Annotated in this window: 14 protein-coding genes; 3 read left to right on the top strand and 11 right to left on the bottom strand. The window is 35.9% G+C overall.

Annotated features, from left to right (window positions below):
* Positions 1–9: 9 nt before the first annotated feature.
* Both M4I44_RS19515 and M4I44_RS19510 read right to left on the bottom strand, forming a co-directional pair.
* On the bottom strand, positions 10–615 hold the full coding sequence (locus M4I44_RS19515) for an RsmD family RNA methyltransferase (protein WP_017496661.1): 606 nt from the start codon (positions 613–615) through the stop codon (positions 10–12).
* Complete coding sequence (locus M4I44_RS19510) at positions 612–1,433, bottom strand: DUF3822 family protein (protein WP_017496660.1); 822 nt, start codon at positions 1,431–1,433, stop codon at positions 612–614. The genes M4I44_RS19515 and M4I44_RS19510 overlap by 4 nt, the downstream gene beginning before the upstream one ends.
* 245 nt (positions 1,434–1,678) lie before the next feature.
* Here M4I44_RS19510 and M4I44_RS19505 point away from each other — a divergent pair, with 245 nt between their 5' ends.
* Together M4I44_RS19505 and ygiD are read left to right on the top strand one after the other, a co-directional pair.
* The gene (locus tag M4I44_RS19505; protein WP_249965827.1) at positions 1,679–3,103 is read left to right on the top strand and encodes an ATP-dependent RecD-like DNA helicase; all 1,425 of its coding nucleotides are present in this window, start codon (positions 1,679–1,681) and stop codon (positions 3,101–3,103) included.
* 82 nt (positions 3,104–3,185) lie between these two features.
* Complete coding sequence (gene ygiD, locus M4I44_RS19500) at positions 3,186–4,016, top strand: 4,5-DOPA dioxygenase extradiol (protein ID WP_249965826.1); 831 nt, start codon at positions 3,186–3,188, stop codon at positions 4,014–4,016.
* A gap of 257 nt (positions 4,017–4,273) precedes the next feature.
* On the opposite strand, the gene M4I44_RS19495 is transcribed toward ygiD, so the two are convergent.
* Positions 4,274–5,611, bottom strand: a complete 1,338-nt coding sequence (locus M4I44_RS19495) for a PQQ-binding-like beta-propeller repeat protein (protein ID WP_249965825.1) — start codon at positions 5,609–5,611, stop codon at positions 4,274–4,276.
* Between the two features lie 140 nt (positions 5,612–5,751).
* Between M4I44_RS19495 and kdsB the strand changes: the two genes are divergently transcribed.
* The gene (gene kdsB / locus M4I44_RS19490; RefSeq protein ID WP_249965824.1) at positions 5,752–6,486 is read left to right on the top strand and encodes a 3-deoxy-manno-octulosonate cytidylyltransferase; all 735 of its coding nucleotides are present in this window, start codon (positions 5,752–5,754) and stop codon (positions 6,484–6,486) included.
* A 165-nt stretch (positions 6,487–6,651) separates the two neighbouring features.
* Here the strand turns inward: kdsB and M4I44_RS19485 are convergent, their stop codons facing one another.
* The 8 genes from M4I44_RS19485 to M4I44_RS19450 form a co-directional block, all read right to left on the bottom strand.
* Positions 6,652–9,063: a thiamine pyrophosphate-dependent enzyme gene (locus tag M4I44_RS19485; RefSeq protein ID WP_017496655.1), complete on the bottom strand. Its 2,412-nt coding sequence runs from the start codon at positions 9,061–9,063 to the stop codon at positions 6,652–6,654.
* A gap of 188 nt (positions 9,064–9,251) precedes the next feature.
* Entirely contained in the window at positions 9,252–12,002 is a 2,751-nt protein-coding gene (locus M4I44_RS19480) for an aminopeptidase (protein ID WP_249965823.1), read from the bottom strand.
* Positions 12,003–12,302: 300 nt separating this feature from the next.
* Complete coding sequence (locus M4I44_RS19475) at positions 12,303–13,031, bottom strand: TIGR00730 family Rossman fold protein (protein WP_017496653.1); 729 nt, start codon at positions 13,029–13,031, stop codon at positions 12,303–12,305.
* Between the two features lie 739 nt (positions 13,032–13,770).
* A complete protein-coding gene (uvrA, locus tag M4I44_RS19470) occupies positions 13,771–16,602 on the bottom strand; it encodes an excinuclease ABC subunit UvrA (protein ID WP_249965822.1) in 2,832 nt (943 codons plus the stop codon).
* A gap of 100 nt (positions 16,603–16,702) precedes the next feature.
* Complete coding sequence (locus tag M4I44_RS19465) at positions 16,703–17,656, bottom strand: Fic family protein (RefSeq protein WP_249965821.1); 954 nt, start codon at positions 17,654–17,656, stop codon at positions 16,703–16,705.
* A gap of 63 nt (positions 17,657–17,719) precedes the next feature.
* Entirely contained in the window at positions 17,720–19,504 is a 1,785-nt protein-coding gene (locus M4I44_RS19460; protein WP_249965820.1) for a chloride channel protein, read from the bottom strand.
* A 73-nt stretch (positions 19,505–19,577) separates the two neighbouring features.
* Positions 19,578–21,263, bottom strand: a complete 1,686-nt coding sequence (ggt, locus tag M4I44_RS19455; protein WP_017496648.1) for a gamma-glutamyltransferase — start codon at positions 21,261–21,263, stop codon at positions 19,578–19,580.
* Positions 21,264–21,318: 55 nt separating this feature from the next.
* Complete coding sequence (locus tag M4I44_RS19450; RefSeq protein ID WP_017496647.1) at positions 21,319–21,906, bottom strand: ACP phosphodiesterase; 588 nt, start codon at positions 21,904–21,906, stop codon at positions 21,319–21,321.
* Positions 21,907–22,047: the final 141 nt, after the last annotated feature.

Below are 22,047 nucleotides of genomic sequence, written 5' to 3'. Positions count from 1 at the left end.
GAGCGAGGTTTACCCTTCGTCTTCTTCTGTTATTTTAGTCGATGAATCGTCTGGCAATTCTTCATCATCATCAGTGGAGTTCAATTCGAAGAAACTAAAGAAAGATCCTCCATAGCTTTTTTGAAAAGAAAAATTACTCAAATGATCCATTTTGGTGTATTTAGAATGTTCGATAATCATCATACCGTCTTCGTGAAGTAATTCTCTTTCGAAAACCGTTACTACAATTTTTTCGAATGCTGCCTGGTCAAATCCATAAGGCGGATCGGCAAAAACAATATCGTAGGATGTTTTACAGTTTTCCAGAAATTTGTAAACGTCACTTTTAGTTGCCGCGATGTCAAAATCGTATTCTGACGAAACCTGCTTGATGAATTTTACGCATCCAAAATCACCGTCTACTGAGGTAATTGGAGCACTTCCACGGGAGGCGAATTCAAAACTGATGTTACCGGTCCCTGAAAACAAGTCCAAAACCTTTAAACTGTCAAAACTAAAATGATTGTTCAAAACATTAAACAATGCTTCTTTACTCATGTCGGTTGTTGGTCTTACAGGAAGGTTTTTTGGCGGAAAAATGCGGCGTCCTTTGTATTTCCCTGAAATGATTCTCATGATTGGAATAAGATATAATGTTTTTGATTTTCGGCTGTGGTGAAGCTATTTCTTTGCTGTAAGGTGCTTACATCCAGAAAGGATATATGACGAATGTATTTATATGCAATGGCATAAAACGCATCGTTTTGGTCGATTGTACCTAATAATTCAAGCGGAAAACTTTCAGGATTCAAACTTAATTGTTCGGCAGTAAAAAGCAAATAATAAATAAAATCTTCAGGTGTTTGATATTCAAATGAATTGAATAATAATAGTTTTTGATTCTGGACTACAATCACTTCAAAATGACCGGGGTTGAAATTAACGACCATTTTTTTATCGTCATTGTTTCTTGAAGCGTCCAGAATTTTTTCGACTAAAATACTGTTGGCGTGTTTGTAATCAAAAGTGCCAAACTGATCGATGAAAAAATTGTTGATGTTAACATACGGTATATAAACCGCATTCATTTGGTATTTTGAAATCTGATCGTAAGCAAAAAAATCAGTTTCGAAAACTTTTGTATTGTATTGCAGGTAACTTCCAAGGTAGTTTTCATCAAACAAAGCCGTTGGAACAAAAGTGGAAAGATTGTTATTGTGAATCACTAAAACTTCGTCGTAAGTTTCCGTTAGTTCCGGGTGATTTCTAAAAGCATCTCCAAACAATTCTTCAACTTTAGTCGTTTTGTGAAACGTATCGAAATGAATTTCTTTTAAAGAAGTAATCGTATTATTTAAAGTGTCAAAACAACAAAATGACAATCCGGTCAGAGAAACCTGAATAGAAAGCTTTTTGTAATTTTTTGAAGTGATGTTAGTGTTTTGTAATGACATATTGATTTACAATTCGTTACCTGTTTTACAAGAAGGAATTTTAGGCGACCACAAACTTACAAATTAAAAAGGAACAATAATAATTGCAATTTCAAAAAACAATTTCACATTCATTTTAAAAGAAAGTTAAGAAAAGTTTTTTTGTGAAAAATAAATTTAGAGTTCTTTATGAATTCTGCTGGGGTTAAAATTTTAAATTGGCATTGCCATTTAAAAAGACGAACTTTGTATCTTAAATTTACCCTATGAATTCAGCATTGTTTTACGGCGTTTTGCAAAAAAAGTTTCCATTTGCACCAACTTATAAGCAGGATATTTTTTTTCAAAAAATCGCTATTTTTTTAACCGAACCGGCTAACGACACCATTTTTGTTTTGAAAGGATATGCAGGAACGGGAAAAACAACTGTGATTTCGACCATAGTGAACAATTTAGGGGATATTAATAAAAAGTTTGTCTTGCTAGCACCAACGGGACGTGCAGCAAAGGTAATCGCCAGTTATTCGAATACACCTGCATTTACGATTCATAAAAAAATATATTTTCCGAAAAAATCTTCCGGTGGAGGTGTAGCTTTTACCAAACAGTTAAATAAACATAAAAACACCATTTTTATCGTCGATGAGGCCTCGATGATTTCTGATAATAATTCCGATTCAAAATTGTATGATAATGCATCACTGCTGGATGATTTGATTACCTATGTCTATTCGGGAACCAATTGTAAAATGATTCTTTTAGGAGATACTGCGCAGCTTCCTCCTGTAAATATGGATATTAGCCCAGCTTTGGATACGCATACTTTAGGGATTCACTATGGTAAAGAAGTCGAACATATCGAGCTGGACGAGGTAATGCGTCAGGAAGAAAGTTCGGGAATTTTGTTCAATGCAACAGAACTAAGAGAATTGCTGAAGGAAAGTTTTATTACTGAGTTTAGATTTAATGTTAGAGGATTCAAAGATATTGTTCGATTGACGGACGGGTATGACATTCAGGATGCTATCAATATGGCTTACAGTAATTATAGTATTGAAGATACTGCTTTTATTGTTCGCTCGAATAAAAGAGCCAATCAGTATAATGAGCAAATCCGAACCAGAATTTTATTTAAAGAAAGTGAACTGTCGGCAGGAGATTTTTTGATGGTGGTTAAGAATAATTATTTCTGGCTGAAAGAAACAGATGAGGCAGGATTTATTGCGAATGGAGATATTATCGAAGTTCTGGAGCTTTTTGGAATCAAGGAATTGTACGGATTTAATTTTGCAAAGGTGAAAATCAGAATGGTCGATTATCCGGACCAAAAGCCTTTTGAAACCGTATTAATTTTAGATACCATAAAAAGTGAATCTCCATCCTTAACCTACGAAGAATCCAATCGTTTGTATGAGGAAGTAATGAAAGATTATGAAGGTGAAAGTACAAAATACAAGAAGTTTCAGAAAGTAAAAGAAAACGAATATTTTAACGGTTTGCAGGTGAAATTCTCCTACGCGATTACCTGTCATAAATCGCAGGGTGGGCAATGGAATACGGTTTTTATCGAGCAGCCGTATTTACCAAACGGAATTGACCGCGATTACATCAGATGGCTTTACACGGCTATGACACGTGCTAAAAATAAGTTATATTTGATAGGCTTTAAAGACGAGAGTTTCGAGGAATAAAATACGAATTTCACTAATTGTCACGAATTTTTTAGATTTAGTATTGGTAAGATCTGTGAAATTCGTGTTATTACCATTTATTATGACAACACTAAACGACTTACATTCGATTTCATCTTCGTTTTCGAATACTGATAAAATGCCGGTTTTGTTTTTGGGACACGGGAGTCCGATGAATGCAATTGAAGAAAATCAGTTTGTAACTGGTTTTCGAAATCTGGCAAAGACATTACCGCAGCCCAATGCTATTTTGTGTATTTCGGCTCACTGGTTTACCAACGGAACTAAAGTGACTTCGATGCAAATGCCCAGAACGATTCACGATTTTGGAGGATTTCCACAAGCTCTTTTTGAGGTGCAGTATCCTGCAAAAGGAAGCCCGGAATTAGCCCATGAGACTAAAAAAATATTAGAACCTGTGCTGGTAGATTTAGACGAGCACTGGGGACTGGATCATGGTGCCTGGAGCGTAATCAAACATCTGTATCCGGAAGCGAATGTTCCTGTGATTCAGTTGAGTATTGATTATACGAAGTCAGGACAATATCATTTTGAGTTGGCACAAAAGCTGCAATCGTTACGCCGCAAAGGAGTTCTAATTATTGGAAGCGGAAACATTGTTCATAATTTGCGATTGGTCGATTTCAGGAACTTTGATAAAGACAATTACGGTTACGATTGGGCAATTGAGGCGAGGGAAACCATCAACAGTTACTTATTAGACGATAATTTTCAGCCTTTGATTGACTTCGAAAAAATGAATAAAGCAACCCAATTGGCAATTCCTACTCCCGAGCATTATCTGCCATTACTATATACTTTAGGATTAAAAGAAAAGTCAGAAGAACTTAGTTTGTTTAATGATAAACTATTGGCAGGTTCTTTAAGCATGACGTCGGTAAAAATAATGTAATGTGATTTTGTGAATCTCTGCGGGTTATTACGCAGAGATGCACAAAGATATCACAGAGATTCACGGAGTTTTTTTACATGTTGTGTAATTTTTGTCACGCAGATTTTGCAGATTCAGCAGATTAAACTTAGTCGAATATATTCAGAATTCTGCGAAAAAATCTGCGTGAAACTCTTCAATATTATCTTCAGAAGCAGGAGAAAAAGAATCTCAGCGAATCTCCGTGGCATCTTTGTGAATCTCTGTGGTATCCTAATTTATGATTCTTTTTCTAAGTTATACGCATACAGATAACCGTCGGCACTTCCGAAGTAGACCGTATTGTTGCTGATAAAAGGCGAAGAAACAATCGATCCCAGTTTGTACAATTCATCCATTGCTTTTTTATTGTTTTCATATATAGAAAGGTCTGTGTAGTGCGCAGCGTGACCAGAATCTAATAAATCATTTTTTAAGACAGAAGCAGCAAATTGCTTACGGTTCTCAGTACTTATGGTTTTAGATTTTTTCCCGTTAGAAAGAAGGTCCAGACTAAAGAAATTGCCTGTAAAATCACCAAAATAAATTGTACTTCCGGCTATAGCGGGAGAATCATAGATGTAGCCATTCGTTTTAAATCGATATTTTTCGGCACCATTTCTGGCATCCAGAGCCAGTAGGGCATAGGTGTCTGATGTTCCTACATAAACCGTATTATTCTGAATAACTGCAGTACTTAAAACCCAGGAATTTTCGGCATCGTATTTCCAAACCAATTTTCCGGTTTCGGCTTCAAGAGCAAAGAAGAATGGTTCTCTGGCTCCAAAAAAGACTTTTCCATCAGCAACAGCTACTGAGGATTGGATTCCTTTAAAACCTGGTTTTGTTCCTGTTGCAAAGCGCCAGATCTCCTTACCGGTTTCTATGTTTAAGGCGTATAGAACAGCATCCCAGCCGCCAACGTAAATTTTATTCTGATCGATTACCGGAGTTCCGTGTACGGGGCCATTGGTTTTAAACTTCCATTTTAAACTTCCTGTTTTGGCATCCAGCGAATAAACATTTCCGTCACTACTGCCAAATAACACAACAGCTTGTTTTTCTTTTTTGTAAACTACAGGAGACGAAAGATAAAAACTCCATAAATCTTCCATGTATTGGGTTTCCGGCTTCAGTCCAAATATGCCTTTTTCTCCAAACCAATGTTCTCCACCGGTTTTAAATTTCCAGATTAATTTCCCGTTTTGAGTGTTTACCGCGTAATAGTTTCCGTCAAAACTTCCAAAGAAAACAGTATTTTCAAAGATACCGGGAGTACTGTGGATAGCTCCGTTAGTTTTGAATTTCCACTTTGTTTTGCCTGAGTTTTCTTCAATAGCGTAAAGAAAACCATCTTCGCTGCCAATATAAACAATACCGTTTTTTGCAACTGGAGAGGAGAAAATTTTACCATCGGTTTTAAATTTCCATTTCAGACTGGAAGCAGGCTGATACCCCTGTCCGTTGAAAATGCGATCTGTAAAGGCATTGTTTATAGTAGATTTTTTTTGGCAGAAAGCCGAGGGAATAAAAGTTAAGTTTAACAAAAGCAAGGGCAAAATCAGGTGTTTTTTCATAGCGGTTTTTTCTGATAAATATAATGTATTTTTTAAGGGGCTGCTTTTCAGATTTGTAAATTGCGACAAAGAATATTTTTTTTAAACTTATTAGTTTTGAATAGTTACATTTGTTTAGAAGTTTATAAAAGAAAAATAAAATGAAGATTATAGCTGTAATTCCGGCACGATATGCATCAACACGTTTTCCTGCTAAACTAATGCAGGATTTAGGAGGGAAAACCGTGATTTTAAGAACGTATGAGGCAACCGTCGCTACAAAATTATTTGATGATGTATTTGTGGTAACGGATTCCGATTTAATTTATAATGAAATTGTAAATCAGGGCGGAAAAGCTATTATGAGTATTAAAGAACATGAATCAGGAAGTGATCGAATTGCAGAAGCGGTTGCGGGTCTTGATGTTGATATTGTGGTAAATGTACAAGGAGATGAACCTTTTACTGAAGCCGGACCTTTAGAACAGGTTTTGTCTGTGTTTAAAGACGATAGAGAACGCAAAATAGATCTGGCTTCTTTAATGCGTGAGATTACCGATGAAACCGAAATTAACAATCCGAATAATGTAAAAGTGGTGGTCGATCAGTCGCAGTTTGCTTTGTATTTTTCGAGATCGGTAATTCCGTATCCAAGAGATAAAGATGTTGGGGTACGTTATTTTCAACACATCGGAATTTATGCTTTTAGAAAACGGGCTTTACTGGATTTTTACAGTCTGCCGATGAAATCTTTAGAAGCTTCCGAGAAATTAGAACAATTACGTTATTTAGAATTCGGGAAACGAATTAAAATGGTAGAAACCACTCATGTTGGAATCGGAATTGATACTGCCGAGGATTTAGAAAAAGCAAGAGCTATTTTAAAGGATATTTGATTGAAGCAGGTTAAGCAGGAAGCTTGTAAAATGTGAGATGTGGAACCTGAAACCTGAAACTTCAAACCTGAAACTTCAAACCTGAAACTTCAAACCTGAAACTAAAAAAAACTCCCCAAACGAAATATTTTCTTTTGGGGAGTTTTTGTATAATGAGCTAAATTCTTAGTATAAAGCTGGATATTTAGAAGGGTTAACTTCGTGCATCATGCTGTAGACTTTTTCAAAAATATCTTCTGCAGAAGGTTTTGAGAAATAGTCGCCATCAGTTCCGTACGCCGGTCTGTGCTCTTTTGCAGCAAGTGTTTGCGGTTTACTGTCTAAATGGTGGTAAGCATCCTGTTCTTCCATAATTTGCTGTAAAATAAACGCTGAAGCTCCACCAGGAACATCTTCGTCAATTACAAGCAAACGGTTTGTTTTGGCAATACTTTTTACAATATCCTTATTGATGTCAAAAGGAAGAAGAGACTGAATGTCGATAACTTCACAGTCAATACCTAGATCTAACAATTCAACAGCAGCCTGCTCTACCAATCTTAAAGTCGATCCGTAAGAAACAAGCGTAATATCTGAACCTTCTTTTAGCGTTTCAACTACACCAATCGGCGTTTTGAATTCACCAAAGTTTAAAGGTGTTTTTTCTTTTAAACGGTAACCGTTCAAACATTCAATTACTAAAGCCGGTTCATCACATTCTAAAAGGGTGTTGTAGAATCCTGCGGCCTGAGTCATGTTTCTTGGAACCAAAACGTGAATACCGCGAATGGCATTAATAATCATTCCCATTGGAGAACCTGAATGCCAGATACCTTCTAAACGGTGTCCACGGGTTCTGATGATTAACGGTGCTTTTTGCTTTCCTACCGTTCTGTATTGTAATGTTGCCAAATCATCGCTCATGATTTGGATAGCATATAGTAAGTAATCTAAATATTGAATTTCAGCAATCGGACGCAGACCTCTTAAAGCCATTCCAATTCCCTGACCAATGATGGTAGCTTCACGGATTCCGATATCGGCAACACGAAGTTCTCCGTATTTTTCCTGCATACCTTCCAATCCCTGATTTACGTCACCAATGTTTCCAACATCCTCACCAAAAATCAAAGTCTCCGGATATTTGGTAAACAAGGCATCAAAGTTATCACGTAAAATCATTCTTCCGTCCAGGTCTGCTTTCGCGTCTTCGGCGTATTTTGGAAGTACTTTTTCAACTGAAAATACATTTAAATCAGAATCAGAGTATAAGTTACTGCTGAATCTTGGTTGTGTAATTTCAATATAATTTGTAATCCAGTTGGATAATAAAACCTTACTGTTTGGCACTTCAATAAAACGCAATATCTTTCTTGCTATGGCAAGCATTTCCTTTTTTAAAGGTGATTTAATAGCGCTTAATTCTGAAATATATTTTTGTATTCTTTCTTTATGATTGATGCTGGCTTCAGCAATTTGTCCTAATAAAGCCAAAAGATTTTTCTGATCTTCAATAATTGGATTGATGAAAGAATTCCAGGCCTCTTTTTTAGCTTCAAGAACCTCTTTTTTCAAGTCAAAATCAATTTCAGCTAATTCTTCCGGAGATGCAATGTTGATGGCAATCATCCACAGACGCATTTGGCGAATACAGTCAAAATCTTTTTCCCAAGCCAGTCTCTCTGCGTTTTTATAACGTTCGTGTGAACCGGAAGTAGAATGTCCTTGAGGTTGTGTTAATTCGTTTACGTGAATTAAAACCGGAATGTGCTCTTCACGTGCAATAGCACCGGCTCTTTCGTAGGTTGAAACCAATTCAGCATAATCCCAGCCTTTAACTCTGAAAATTTCATAACCTTTGGAATCCTCATCACGTTGGTATCCTTTTAAGATCTCAGAAATATTTTCTTTTGTGGTCTGATGTCTGGCGTGAACCGAAATTCCGTATTCATCATCCCAAACACTCATTACCATTGGAACTTGCAGAACTCCCGCAGCGTTTATAGTTTCAAAGAACAAGCCTTCAGATGTACTGGCATTTCCAATAGTTCCCCAGGCAACTTCATTTCCGTCTACTGTAAATTTATCTTTAATAGTAATTCCGTCAACATTTCTGTAGATTTTGGAAGCCTGAGCCAATCCTAATAACCTTGGCATTTGCCCGGCTGTAGGAGATATATCTGCGCTTGAATTTTTTTGTTTTGTTAAATCTTTCCAGGAGCCGTCTTCGTTTAAACTATGTGTTACAAAGTGTCCTCCCATTTGTCTTCCGGCAGACATTGGATCAAAATCTAAATCGGTATGACCATATAAACCTGCGAAAAACTGTTTTGGAGTCAATTCGCCAATAGCCATCATAAAAGTCTGATCGCGGTAGTATCCGGAACGAAAATCTCCATTTTTGAAGGCTTTCGCCATGGCAAGTTGCGGAACTTCTTTACCGTCTCCAAATATTCCAAATTTGGCTTTCCCAGTCAATACCTCTTTACGTCCTAAAAGACTACATTCACGGCTCGTAACCGCAATTTTATAGTCGTTCATTACTTCAGTTTTGAAATCTTCGAAAGTAAGTGTAGTATTATTTTTTTCTTTAATCATAATCTCAAATGGGTAATGTTTCGGAGCAAAAATAATTAAAAAGTATCAATAATCATAATTCATTAAAGTAAATATAATTTAATTATCTGTAATTAAATTGCTAAAACAGGGTGTGTTTTTTAAGTGATATTTAGTTTTTTTGTTTTTTTAGTGCGAATAATTTATGTTTTTATAACTAATTCATTCGATTAAAGCCATTTTCTAGTAAAAAGATTAAGTAATGTTTTTGGTGAAAATGTGACGATAAATCGTATTTTTTCACTGTATTTATTTTGCGAAATCTCCCATCCGTTATTAGAATAAACCGGAAAGTACAATTCAAAATAATCCGGAACTAAATTTAACCGGATACCACTATCATATCTGAAATTTTCACTTTGATGCTTGCTTCTCATTAAACCTACATCTCCGTAAACCTCAATCCAGTTCCAAATAGCATAGCTCGCATTTAGGGTAGCCATCCATTGATTGGCATATCTTGGTGCTATTTTAGATTTAAAACCACCTTCGGCTATTATATATTGCTGACTGAAAATTCCGGTACTTTCTGATCTGCCGAAAAAATTGTAGTCAAACATATAATCAGACGGTCGGTCTAAACCAAAACTAAAATAATCAGAGTTTGTTCGATTGTATAAAAAACTTCCGGCGTACAATCTTAAATTTAGTTTGCGATTGTTTTCAAAAAGTCTTCTGTATTCAATTTCTGCAGCTACTTTTCCAAATTTTCCTGAGAACTGAACATCCGTCATAAAATTAAAATGATTTACCAGCTCCATTTTTGTATTAACGTAACGGGCATTAAAAACAGAATAATTTGGAGTGGAATTGTCTTTGATGTAAGTACTTGCTTCACGATTTACAATAACCTGTCTGAACATGATCAGTTGTTTTCGGTTATCTCTGAAATTTTCTTCACGTATTCTAAACTGTACCATCGGATTCAGCCTCAAATAGGTGGCGTCAGGAGCGTAGTGGTAATAATTTTGGCTTAGGGAATAGCGTACATTATATAAGGTACTGTTTCGATAGTATTGATTCCAGGAAAATGAGGAAGAACCGGAAAAAGTTTTCGCATTAATGGAATAAGCCGGTTCGATATCAAACGTAAAAGGTTTGTCTAAAATTGTTTTGTTGTGAAGACGCATACCGGGAGTCAGACCGTCGTAATAGTTATAATTTAGAGTCGGTATGTATAAAATTTGATTGTAATAAGGGTCTTCGAGATCTTTGGCAAAATTAAATTTGATAGGACGATTAGTAATAACCAAACTTTTTATGGACCTCCAATTGTTTCTTTGGTTGTATTCCGGAACCTCATTGTCATAGTTGATGACAATTTTGTCTGCATTTTTTCTTTCAAAAATATAGGTTGAATCGGCAGTTTTAGGTTCGACCCATTCTTTAAAAACAACTTCATTTTTATTAATTCCATATATAGGAATAGGAGCATAGATGCCGGTTCTGTTTTTAATTCGAAAAGCGACAGTGTCTTTCGTTCTAGAAACATGGGTGAACTTATAATCGATGATGTCACGTGATCCTATAATGGTGTTAAAAAACCAGTCAATCTTTTTTGGACTTTTTTTGGTTAGTATTTTTTCTAAATCGTATCGGTTTGTTTGTTCCGTTTTGTTTAAATCGTAGAATTCCTGCACACTTTCGGGAACAATATTGTGATTTAAATAATCATCTAAATAGCTAAAACTTAAACCTGCACGATATTTACTCGCGATTTGTTCGTTGAATTTGATTAAAGTATTTTTCGGATCACCCAAAGGCTGATCCAGATTTTTACGAGCCATTAACATATAGTAATAGCTGTATTGCTCGTTGAAAGTCAAATTAGTGATGTTAAAACCAGAAAAGAGTTTCATGTCAGAGAGCCTTCCAAGCATTTTTTGATCCAGATGATTTTCTTCGATGTACTTCATCATCGCATAAATCTGAATCCCGTCATAAACCCAGTTGTCTTTTCTGGGGTCCAGACGCAGACTGTTTTTAAGGTAGTTATTCAGATAGGTTTTCAGGAATGTGATTTCAAAAACAAATTCGTCTGAAAACGGACTGATAAACGAAGGCAGCTGGTTCAGTCCGTAGAATGGATTTCGATCGTAATCTACCTGAGAAACAGTGATTCTTTGGTGTGGATACTTTCCAATAAAAGAGTTCGCAAAAGTGACTACTTTATTGATGATAATCGCACTCTGAATTTCGGTTAGTCTTTTGTTTTTAAGATTTGTAAGTACCTCAAGCGATCCGTTATCGTAACTTGTGAAACCATTTTGTTTTTCGATAAACAGACTAAAATCAGTTCTGTTTTTTCCTGAGAACTGATACGTTTTAAAGGAAGAGTTAGTAGTATCTTCCGAAACCGGATTCAAATCAGTCGTTATAGCATACTGGTTGGGTATTTTTATTTCAAGTTCATAATCTGTACTTGCATTGGCAATATCGTCCAAATTGAAATTGTCGTATTTCATAAAACGGTGATTTTCAAAACGGGCAGGAGTTATGAACCAGTCTTTTAAATTCATTCCTCCATTTTGATCAAAACCATAACGAGTAAATTTGTCACTTGGAATTTTAGTAATATAAATTAAGTGCAAGTCAATTTTTTCACCCGGACGTAATTTTTTATTTAGTTTTACTACGATATAATCGGGATTTTTTTCAGTTCTTTCCCATTCAAGTGCGGAATTGTCTGAATCAGTAAGACTCAAAACAGTTGTGCTCCCTCTTTCAGAAGTTTTTGCTAAGTGGAAACCTCTGTAAAATTCATCAGAAAATCGTCTGGCTAATGGTGTGTTTTTATCAGAAAAAGCATTGTTCCAATCGTTAAGAACTATTGAAATCAAAGAATCATTTGAAGTGTTGTGATATGTGATATCCTGTTTGATATTCAGGGTTTTGAGTTCTATGTTAACAGCGACTTCCATCTTAGACTGATGTTGCGCATATTGTTTTATCGAGCTTAATAGAACAAAAAGATAGAATATAATTTTATAAAAAGATTTCAAGGATAGAGCAAATGATTAAAATTATAAATAAACTCACAAGTAAATAATGATTCTGGTTTTTTGTAAAAATAGTATAAAAAAAGCTGTTTAAAAAACAGCTTTTAATTTTTGTAGTATTTTATTTAACTGAATCATACACAGTACTATATTTGTCTCAGTTTTTAACGGCTAAGTGCGAAATTTAAATTTTCAAATTCGTTTAAAAGACAGATGTCTCTATTAGAAATTTGGGCTCAAATCGTACTTTTTGTAGAATTTATCCAATACATCAACTACTTCGTCTTCAGTATCTACAATTTTAAATAAGTTTAAATCTTCAGGGCTAACCGTGTGCATTTTTTCTACCAGTACAGTTTTAACCCATTCGATTAATCCTGACCAGAATTCAACTCCAACTAGTATAATTGGAAATTTTCCAATTTTTTTAGTTTGAATCAAAGTGATGGCTTCGAACATTTCATCAAGAGTTCCAAAACCTCCCGGCATTACCACAAAACCTTGAGAATATTTTACGAACATTACTTTTCTCACAAAGAAATAATCGAAATTAAGGTTTTTATCGTGGTCGATATAAGGATTGAAATGTTGCTCAAAAGGCAATTCGATGTTTAGTCCAACTGAAGTTCCACCTCCTAAGTGAGCTCCTTTGTTTCCAGCTTCCATGATTCCGGGACCACCTCCTGTGATAACTCCGTAACCTGCTTTACTGATTTTATACGCAATTTTCTCGGCTAATAAATAGTATTTGTCTTCTGGTTTTGTTCTTGCCGAACCGAAAATTGATACACATGGACCAATACGCCCCATACTTTCGTAACCGTTTACAAATTCAGCCATGATTTTAAAAATCGCCCAGCTGTCATTCGTTCTGATTTCATTCCACGTTTTTTGTTTTAAACGGTCCTGAATTACTTTATCCTCGTCATTATCAAAATCTTCTAATCTCATTTTAGGTATTTTATAATTTATATTTTTTTAAAATTGTTCTCTTTTTAGCATGGACAAAAGAGCGGTGCCTGTTTTTTACATATTTTCGATCGAGTGGTTGTTTTTCTATCAAAAAAAGAACTGTCAAAATTTGAGATTTTGACAAAAAGGCTAGCTAAATTAAGCCTTTTTTTGTGAATTGGGGCAAAAAATAAAATTTATTAATTTAAATATAGCATCTAAATAAAAGGGCTTGATAAGTTGTTGTTCATTATCAGTAAATTGAGAGAATTTTGTGGCTATTCTTTATCTTGTCTGGAAAGGTTTTGATTTACGGATAAATATATATCGTTCCGATGGAACTCTCTTCTGTGATGGTTTCTTTATTTCAACGGATTGAAATTCGTTGCTATAAATATGTCGTTCCTTTGGAACTTGGTCTGATGTGTGTTTTTTGTTTCAACGAATTAAAATCTGTTGCATAAATAGGTCGTTCCTTTGGAACTTGTTTTGATGTGATTTTTTATTTCAACGAATTTAAATTCGTTGAAATAAAAATATAACTCCTGCGGAATTTCTTTTTCCACGCAAGTAGAGCCATCGGCTCGATCCATTTTGTAGAGACGGATTTTAATCCGTCATATAAATCAAACGAAATAATAGATAGAACCGTAGGTTCGGTCAATAGTATTTTCTGCAATTATATCAATTGATAAAAGAAAAATCATTGCCAAAGTTACAAACCCTGACAATGATTTTATTATTCTAATTCCTTTTTCAAAAATTTAGCGGTATAACTTTTCTTGCTTTTCGCAACTTCTTCCGGAGTTCCCTTGGCAATTAATTGTCCGCCGCCTTTTCCACCTTCAGGGCCAATATCTATAATATAATCGGCAAGTTTAATCACGTCCATATTGTGTTCGATTACCAGGATTGTATTTCCTTTGTCTACCAATTTATTAATCACGTCCATCAAAACACGAATGTCTTCAAAATGCAATCCAGTCGTAGGTTCGTCCAGAATATAAAAGGTGTTCCCAGTATCTTTTTTGGATAACTCACCAGCCAGTTTGATACGTTGTGCTTCTCCACCGGATAATGTTGTGCTTTGTTGTCCGAGTGTAATATATCCTAATCCAACATCCTGAATAGTTTTTACTTTTCGATAGATTTTCGGAATGTTTTCGAAAAATGGAACTGCCTCATCAACGGTCATGTTTAAAACATCTGAAATTGATTTTCCTTTGTATCGAATTTCCAATGTTTCTCTGTTAAAACGCTTGCCCTGACAGGTTTCGCATTCTACGTAGACATCTGGTAAAAAGTTCATTTCGATAGTTCTAACCCCGGACCCTTCGCAGGTTTCGCAGCGTCCGCCTTTTACGTTAAAACTAAAACGCCCTGCTTTATAACCACGAATCATACTTTCGGAAGTCATAGTAAACAGATTTCTAATCTCTGTAAAAACTTCGGTATAGGTCGCCGGATTCGAACGCGGAGTTCTTCCAATCGGACTCTGGTCGATATCAATTACTTTATCGATATGTTCTAATCCCTCAATTTTTTTATACGGTTGCGGTTTTTTAACACCATTAAAATAGTAAGCGTTTAAAATAGGATAGAGTGTTTCGTTAATCAAAGTTGATTTTCCACTCCCTGAAACACCTGTCACGCAAATCAATTGTCCTAAAGGCAATTCGATAGAAACATTTTTCAGGTTGTTTCCGGTTGCTCCTGTAAGTTTTAGTGATTTACCGTTTCCTTTACGACGTTCCTTCGGAATCTCAAGTTTCATTTTACCGTTCAGGTATTGAGCGGTAATAGTATTAGATTTTAAGGTTTCTTTTGGAGTTCCAATGCTGATGATTTCACCACCATATTTACCAGCTTTTGGACCAATGTCAATTACATAATCGGCAGTTTCGATCATGTCTTTATCATGTTCAACCACAATAACCGAGTTCCCGATATCACGTAATTGTTCTAGTGATTTAATCAATTTTTCATTATCTCTCTGATGCAAACCAATACTTGGTTCATCCAGAATATACAAAACACCCACCAGTTGTGATCCAATTTGAGTTGCCAGACGGATACGCTGCGCTTCGCCTCCCGAAAGTGATTTTGAACTTCGGCTTAAAGCCAGATAATTCAAACCAACATTCATCAGGAAGTTTAAGCGATCCTTGATTTCTTTAACGACTTCTGAAGCAATCAGAAGTTGTTTGTCAGTCAGATGTGTATGTAAATTAAGGAACCAGGTTGTTAAATCAGAAATATCCATATCACACAAATCGGTGATGTTTTTTTCATTAATCTTAAAAAACAGAGCTTCCTTTTTCAGACGGGATCCTTCGCAAACGGGACAATTAACTTCGTCCATGAAATCTTTTGCCCAACGTTTGATAGTGGTAGAGGCACTTTCGTCATACTGATTTTTGATGAAATGAGAAATTCCTTCAAAATCTATTTTATAATCGCGGGTTACGCCAAGGTCTTTAGAATTTACGGTGAATTTCTCTTTTCCGCCATGTAGAATTGTATTCATGGCTTCTTCAGAAATTTTCTCAATAGGATCCGTTATTTTAAAACCATACTTTTCACCAATAACTTCTAATTGTTTAAATATCCAGGAAGATTTGTATTCGCCAAGCGGAGCAAAACCTCCCGCTTTAATTGATAATTTCGGATTTGGAATAATTTTTTTGACATTGATTTCGTGTACCGTTCCTAAACCGTTACAATGTGGACACGCTCCTTTCGGAGAGTTGAAGGAGAATAAATTAGGTTCAGGATTTTGATACGAAATACCCGTAGAAGGGCACATCAGGTTTCTACTGAAATAACGTACTTCATTAGTATCCTGATCCAAAATCATCAAGACGTTTTCTCCATGGTGCATCGCCGTATTGATACTTTCAGAAAGACGTTTCTGATTGTCTTCAGTATTTTCAATCAGCATTCTGTCGACTACAATTTCAATATCGTGCGTTTTGTAACGGTCTAGTTTCATTCCGGAAACTAAATCCTGAACTTCACCATTGACACGTACTTTTAGAAAACCTTGTTTGGTAATTTGCTGGAACAGCTCCGCATAATGACCTTTTCGGGCCTTAATTACAGGAGCTAATATATTGATGCGTTTTCCATTAAAATCCTGTATGATCAAATCTTTGATTTGCTCGTCAGAATAAGAAACCATTTTTTCTCCCGTATTGTAGCTGTACGCGTCGGCACCTCTGGCGTAAAGAAGTCTTAGGAAATCGTAGATTTCTGTAATAGTTCCAACAGTCGAGCGCGGACTTTTACTAGTTGTTTTTTGTTCAATAGCAATTACGGGTGAAAGTCCGTCGATTTTATCTACATCGGGACGCTCCAGGCCTCCAAGGAACTGTCTGGCATAAGCCGAAAAAGTTTCTACATAGCGACGCTGTCCTTCGGCATAAATAGTATCAAATGCCAAAGATGATTTTCCCGAGCCCGACAGACCGGTAATAACTACCAGTTTTTCACGCGGAATTGAAATGTCTATATTTTTTAGATTATGAACTCTTGCACCAAGAACTTCAATAGTATTGTCTTTTTCTAACATAAATTTGAGCAAAAGGCAAAGTTACCACTTTGATTTGTTCTTTTTATACTGGATTGTAAAAGTTTATGTTACAAATAGTAACAAAAAACGCTAACCAAAGTTAGCGTTTTCTTTTGCGTGTAAGCATATATTCTTCGATGGCTTCTTTGGTAGTGTACCAGTTTCGGCCTTCTTTATAAGCATCTATTTTACCTGTTCTGGCAAGTAAACTTACGTATTCCTGGCCGTATGGGGTTTCAGGTTCGCTTACAATATCAGATATTTTTTGATAATCATAATCGCTGCCCGGCATTGCATTTAGATAGATATTTAAAGTTCGTTCTAAAGCCTGACACATCAAAAGGGTTAATTTCTGATAATTGCCATTGTTTGCCTGATTAAGGGCCTCGTAATATTTCTTTCGGTCATTTTTTAGGATAATAGCCGGAGGGAAACCACAACGCATTAGTAATAAATTCATACTTAAGCGCACTGTACGGCCATTTCCATCAAAAAAAGGATGAATCCAGACCAACTTATGATGATAAATCGTAGCCAATTCAATATCGTTGAGATCTAATGGATTTGTATTTATAAAATCAATTAATTCATCGAGATAATTTGAAACTTTGTTGGCATTGGGCGGCATAAAATTTGCACCGGAAATTCGAACTCCGCCATTGCGCAAACGACCGGCAAAATCATCTTCGATAGAACGCAAAACCAATCCGTGAATCGACAAAATATCAATGCTTCGGAGTTTGTAGGTATCGTCTATAATTTTATACAGATAATCAATTGCCTTATCATGATTGTGGGTTTCAAAATGTTCCCGAAGCGATTTTCCTTTGATGGTGATACCTTCCTGAATGACCATTTGGGTTTCGCGAAGGCTCATCGTATTTCCTTCAATACTGTTTGAATTGTAGGTCCATTCTAAAGATAAACTTTCTCTGATTTTATGCAAAGCAATGTTGGGCAGTGGTCTGCTGTTTTGCAGATCGAGCCTTTTTTGATACAATCGATCAAAGGTAGATTGAAATTCAGTTCTATATGTTAAGTCGATATCCCACATTACCCAACAAAAGTACTTCTTAATATCGGATAATCCAAAATTTTAATCTATCCGATATTAAGACTACTCAATTGTCATAGAACGCAGTTTGGTTCTATAGGCTTCAAGTGCTATCGATTTGGAAATGAATCCATAATATTTTTCGTTGCGGATAACGGGAAGAAAGGCTGTTTTAGACTGTTCGAATTTACTCATCACAATTTCCATACTGTCAGAAGAAGAAATAGTGACTAGCGGTGTTTTCATTACATCTTTAATGGTAGTATATTTAACACGATAAGCATTAAATATAATTTCACGGATATCATTAAAATGAACAATACCAACTAGTTCCTTCTCATTGTTTACCACGGCGAAGACCACTTGGTTGGAGTGTGAGATAAGATCGACCAATTTGCCTAAATTTTCATCCGGATGCACTGTTAGGTAATCGCATTGGATGATCGTATCAATATCTAAAGTCGATAATATATTGGAATCCTTATTACTTGTAAAAGCGTGCCCTTTTTTAGCTAATCCCTTAACATCTAAGGAATATTTTTCAAAACGTTTTGAAATGGCGAAACTGATTGAAGATACAATCATTAGGGGAATCATTAAACTGTAACCACCCGTAATTTCGGCAATTAAGAAAATGGCGGTTAGCGGAGCATGAAACAACCCACTTAAGATTCCGGCCATTCCAACCATTGTAAAATTACTAATAGGAAGTTTTGACAGACCAATTAGACTAATAAACTTAGAGAAAAAGTATCCCAAATAGGATCCCAGAAATAGAGAGGGAGCAAAGTTACCACCATTTCCGCCGCTTCCAAGGGTAAGTGCCGAGGCAAAAACTTTGACCATCATGGTGCATCCTACAAACAATAGTAAAACCCACTGATTGTTTCTGAAATCTTCAAATAAAGTATTGTTTAATATTTTCCCCGGATCCGTTTCAGATAGCGTTTTGATACTCTCGTAACCTTCACCAAACAATGTTGGAAAAATAAAAATAAGTAAAGCCAATAACGAAGAGCCTATTAAGGCTTTTTTATAGGCTCCTATTTTTAGACTGGCAAAATAATGCTCAATTTTTTGAAAATTTCGGGCATAATAAACGGCCATGAAGCCAGTTAGTATTCCTAAAAGAACATAAAATGGAATATTATGATAATTAAAAGCTTCCTGTTTTTTGAAAGACAATAAAATGGTTTCGTCTAAGACGATAGCTGAAACTAAAGCGCCTGTTGCAGCCGAAATCATGATAGGAGTAAAGGCAGAAATGCTTACGTCTACCAGTAAAACTTCAATGGCAAAAAGAACTCCTGCAATAGGAGCATTAAAAGCCGCGGCAATTCCGGCAGCAACACCACAGCCAATGAGCAAAGTCCTATCCTTATAAGGGAGTCTGTAATTTTGGGCGAAATTCGATCCAAAAGCAGCTCCTGTAATCACAATAGGACTTTCCAAACCTGCAGAACCTCCCAGACCAACCGTTAACGAACTAGTAACGATTTGTGCATACATTTGTTTTCTGGGAATTATACTTGCTTTTTTTGCAACGGCATATAGTATTTGTGAAGTCCCTTTTTCGATGCTACCGTTCAAAACCCTTTTGATCACAAATACAGTAAGTACAATACCGATAATTGGCAGGATACTATTAATAAAGCTTAGTTTTAAAATTCCGTTGATATAAGTGGCAAATGAAAAAACACTATGGGCAAAAGTTTTTAAAACAATTACCGCCAAAGAGCAGGAAATACCAATTAAAACGCTTGACAGGAAAATAAATTGCTTCGGAGTCATTAACGATTGTCCTAAAGCGATAATGTTTTCTAGTTTTCTAAAATATTTTTTTAGCATGCCGTTTGTAAATGGTTAGGGAAATACAAATTTAGTCTATAATGTTATAAATAAATAAAAATAAGGAACTAAATTAAAAACCTACTGCCGTATCGTCTCCACGAAAATCAGCCCCGCCTTCAAGAGAATTGTCCGGAAGAACCAAAATACAATCCAGTTTACCAATTACGGGAGCATTTTTTTCATTGATCAGATATCCTTTTGCTTTTAGCTTGTCAATTGTAACGTTGCTAAAGGCACCAGGTTCAAATGTAATCAGATCCGGAAGCCACTGATGGTGAAAACGTGGAGCATTGACAGCTTCCTGCATGCTTAAATTATACTCATATACATTCAAAATTGCCTGTAATACCGATGTGATAATAGTCGATCCGCCCGGAGTACCTACCACCATAAACAGTTTGCCGTTTTTTTCGATAATTGTTGGAGTCATTGAGCTCAGCATTCTTTTTTGAGGTGCAATACTGTTGGCTTCATTTCCTACTAAACCAAACATATTAGGAGATCCCGGTTTTGCACTAAAATCGTCCATTTCATTGTTTAAAAAGAAACCTAATTCATCACAGTAGTATTTTGATCCAAAGGCATCATTTATAGTTGTGGTAGCGGCAACGGCATTTCCTTGTGCATCCACGATCGAATAATGAGTCGTTTCGGTACTTTCATTGTACGTTACTTTTCCTTCTTTAATTTCAGAGGATAAACTCGCTTTTTCAGCATTGAAACTCGACATTCTGTCTTTTAAATAGGTATCCGACAATAAAGCATTCATCGGAATTTTTACAAAATCCGGATCGCCTAAAAACTGACTTCTGTCCGCATAAGCTCTTCGTTCAGCTTCAACGATCACCTGAATAGATTCCGGAGTGTTGTGCCCCATTTTGGATAAATAAAAAGGACTAATCATTTTCATAATTTGAGCCAGACAAATTCCGCCGCTGCTTGGCGGCGCCATGGATGTTATTTTCAGTTCTTTATAATCAAACTGTAATGGTTTTCTCCATTTGGCTTCGTATTTTTCTAAATCTTTAAGAGTTATGATTCCTCCTTTTTTCTGGATATAATTTACTAAAGTTTTAGCAGTCTGACCTTTGTAAAATTCATCTTTTCCGTTCTTTTGAATACGCTTTAAAGTGCTGGCCAGAGCGGGATATTTGATTGTGTCATTTTCCTTAAATTTTCCTGCCATAAGCGTATTCGGGCCATTTACTTTTACAATAGCGTCATGATAAGCCTCCAATTGCTTTTGCTGTTTTAGGGTTACGATCACACCTTTTTCGGCAAGGGCAATAACAGGTTTTAAAATTTCAGACATCGGCAGAGATCCTAGTTTCTTATGAACCGCAAAAACTCCGGCAACAGTACCCGGAACACCAATCGCTAAAGCCGTTTCGGTGCTTTTTCCTTTAATGACATTTCCGTCTTTATCAAGGAACATGTCTTTTGTTGCAGCCAGCGGTGCTTTTTCGCGATAATCTAGTGATCCAACTTCGCCATTGGCTTTTCTGTAAACCATAAAACCGCCACCGCCAATATTTCCTGCATACGGAAAAGCAACAGCCAGTGCCAGTTCGGTACCCACCATTGCGTCAAAGGCATTACCGCCTTTTTTCATGATATCTGCCCCAACTTTAGAAGCTTCTGCACGTGCCGAAACCACCATCGCTTTCGAAACTACAAGTCCGGTTGGCTTTATTGGGTTTTGCTGCGCAGTACAGCTAATGTAGATTAGTGTAAATAAGAAAGTTATTTTTTTCATGTTGATGTAAAATTAAAAGGTATTATTTGGTGCTTTTGTTTGGTGAAAAGCAGTATTATAGAGAAAGTAATTTTTGATTGGCCTGGGTTTTCATATCCTCAAAGAAGAGCGTGAACTCCCGTTCAAATTCGGGATAGAATTCCTTTAGTTCAGCACTAGCAAATTGCATGTTGGATTGGTTTTTTGATCTCCTTCGGTCCATTTGGGTTAAAATCTGATGTATTCCTTCAACAGTCTGATAACTCAAAAGCCAGTTTTGTTTGATCATATACGGCATCATATCTTGTGTTTTTTCAGTCAGGATAGGATAGTTTTCATGCAGCGATCTGTAAAATTGGTTCACAAAACGATCTAGTTTTTCATCGGAATACTTTTCCCAGTTTTTGGCTAAAAAATGGTCGTAGACAATATCGACAATTACGCCTGCATAATGATGGTATTTCTCATGTAAACGTTTGGTACTTTGTCTGAAAATATCATGAGAATCAGTATAAGTGTCTATAAAACGATGTAAAAGAATTCCTTTTTGAACATCTTCCGGAAAATGTTCAAACTGTTTACCGCGAATTCCATCGGCCATAAAGTTGCCAATTTTAATCAAATCATTTTCACCTGAAAGATAGATATGAGCTAGGAAATTCATGTGTTTTTAAAGTTTGTGAGGTTCTTAGTTGTGAAGACACTGCGTAATTTTAGTAAAAGTATAAAAACTTTTTGACATCGTTTTAATGAATGACAGATAGCTTCATGTTTAAAATCGGAAAACTTAGAATCTTAGCACCTT

This window comes from Flavobacterium sp. B183 (genome assembly GCF_023539155.1).
GTDB lineage: Bacteria > Bacteroidota > Bacteroidia > Flavobacteriales > Flavobacteriaceae > Flavobacterium > Flavobacterium tructae.
Note: the sequence above shows the minus strand (reverse complement) of the source record. Positions and strands in the feature narration are given on the sequence as shown.

What these genes read in the sequence shown, in the direction of transcription:
- uvrA (WP_249965822.1), bottom strand. Translation starts at nt 16,602, where the DNA reads ATGTTAGAAAAAGACAATACTATTGAAGTTCTTGGTGCAAGAGTTCAT.
- M4I44_RS19495 (WP_249965825.1), bottom strand. Translation starts at nt 5,611, where the DNA reads ATGAAAAAACACCTGATTTTGCCCTTGCTTTTGTTAAACTTAACTTTT.
- M4I44_RS19475 (WP_017496653.1), bottom strand. Translation starts at nt 13,031, where the DNA reads ATGAGATTAGAAGATTTTGATAATGACGAGGATAAAGTAATTCAGGAC.
- kdsB (WP_249965824.1), top strand. Translation starts at nt 5,752, where the DNA reads ATGAAGATTATAGCTGTAATTCCGGCACGATATGCATCAACACGTTTT.
- M4I44_RS19505 (WP_249965827.1), top strand. Translation starts at nt 1,679, where the DNA reads ATGAATTCAGCATTGTTTTACGGCGTTTTGCAAAAAAAGTTTCCATTT.
- M4I44_RS19460 (WP_249965820.1), bottom strand. Translation starts at nt 19,504, where the DNA reads ATGCTAAAAAAATATTTTAGAAAACTAGAAAACATTATCGCTTTAGGA.
- M4I44_RS19465 (WP_249965821.1), bottom strand. Translation starts at nt 17,656, where the DNA reads ATGTGGGATATCGACTTAACATATAGAACTGAATTTCAATCTACCTTT.
- ggt (WP_017496648.1), bottom strand. Translation starts at nt 21,263, where the DNA reads ATGAAAAAAATAACTTTCTTATTTACACTAATCTACATTAGCTGTACT.
- M4I44_RS19515 (WP_017496661.1), bottom strand. Translation starts at nt 615, where the DNA reads ATGAGAATCATTTCAGGGAAATACAAAGGACGCCGCATTTTTCCGCCA.
- M4I44_RS19510 (WP_017496660.1), bottom strand. Translation starts at nt 1,433, where the DNA reads ATGTCATTACAAAACACTAACATCACTTCAAAAAATTACAAAAAGCTT.
- M4I44_RS19480 (WP_249965823.1), bottom strand. Translation starts at nt 12,002, where the DNA reads ATGGAAGTCGCTGTTAACATAGAACTCAAAACCCTGAATATCAAACAG.
- M4I44_RS19450 (WP_017496647.1), bottom strand. Translation starts at nt 21,906, where the DNA reads ATGAATTTCCTAGCTCATATCTATCTTTCAGGTGAAAATGATTTGATT.
- ygiD (WP_249965826.1), top strand. Translation starts at nt 3,186, where the DNA reads ATGACAACACTAAACGACTTACATTCGATTTCATCTTCGTTTTCGAAT.
- M4I44_RS19485 (WP_017496655.1), bottom strand. Translation starts at nt 9,063, where the DNA reads ATGATTAAAGAAAAAAATAATACTACACTTACTTTCGAAGATTTCAAA.